Below are 1093 nucleotides of genomic sequence, written 5' to 3'. Positions count from 1 at the left end.
CGTCCTCGCGGCCCTCCAGGCTCGAGTCCTCACCCAAACCAGCGAGCCCTGCAACAAGATCAAGACGACGTGTTAATGATCTGCAAGCCCTTAGGTCTCGGTACTCACCACCCTGGGACCGTGACCCCTGCCGCCGCGAACGGGTCAAGCAGCACCCGGTACTGCTCCTCCGTCAGTTTCGTACGCTTGCAGACAGCACGCGCGGCGATCGAGCAGGCGGGTTTGATGTCGAAGCAGAGGTGCGGGCGGAAGGCGTCCAGTTCGTGGGTGCGGCGGAGGAGAGCGGTGCGGACGGCACGTTCGATCGCGGAGTTCTCAGACGCGGAGACCCTGGTCGCGCGGCTGGCATCGCGGCCGCCCCGGCTCCAGCGGTCAAGGGAGTCCTCGTACAACGCTGCGAGCGCCGCCGGCGGCAGAGCCGTGGACTCCTCAATGAACCGTGCGGTGGCTGCCTCCATGCCCCGTCCCTCCCAGATTTCGGCCAGGGCACCCACACTACGGCCCGGATCGGACAGCCCACACCACTCCCAGCACACCAACTACCACCCCCGAAACGACACATCGCTTGGGCGGGTCGGCACACGGCACGAGCCCGGCCCTCCGGCGGTTCGGAGGACCGGGCCCGCTATGGGCGCCGAGGACGACGCCCGCCCACTATCGTCACGACGAGGAGAGCCACCCCGAGCACGACTGTGGCGATTCCGGTGGCAAGGAAGCCCCCTGAGGACTGCCCCCATACGAGAAACCGTGATCAGCAGGACGCCGACGATGACGAGCATGATCATGTGACGGCGATACCGTGCCAACTGAGCCATCGTTAGGAGCCGATTCCCTGTGTTCGGGGACGATGCGCCGTGACCGTACCAGCCCGCGGCCAGCCGGACGTCGCCGCGCTCACTGGTCCCACCACCCGCACCGGCACCGTGTCCCTGACAGGCGCGGTTCGGCAGGGCCCGGCCTCGCGTTCGGCCAGCTATTGGTCGGCGGTGTGCTTACTAACTTCGGCGTCTTGGGGTCTGGATCTGTGTCGGGACCGGTGACGCGGTCCGTCCGAGCTGGTACGCCGGAGACATGCGGTATCCGGACGGGGGCG

1 protein-coding gene is annotated in these 1093 nt (G+C 67.5%); it reads right to left on the bottom strand.

Annotated features, from left to right (window positions below; translation table 11 throughout):
* Positions 1–104: 104 nt before the first annotated feature.
* Positions 105–458: a hypothetical protein gene (locus tag ACWCQ6_RS37470; RefSeq protein ID WP_382301667.1), complete on the bottom strand. Its 354-nt coding sequence runs from the start codon at positions 456–458 to the stop codon at positions 105–107.
* Between the last annotated feature and the right edge of the window lie 635 nt (positions 459–1093).

It is taken from the genome of Streptomyces sp. NPDC001880 (genome assembly GCF_053594575.1).
This window is presented reverse-complemented; position numbering and strand designations above follow the sequence as displayed.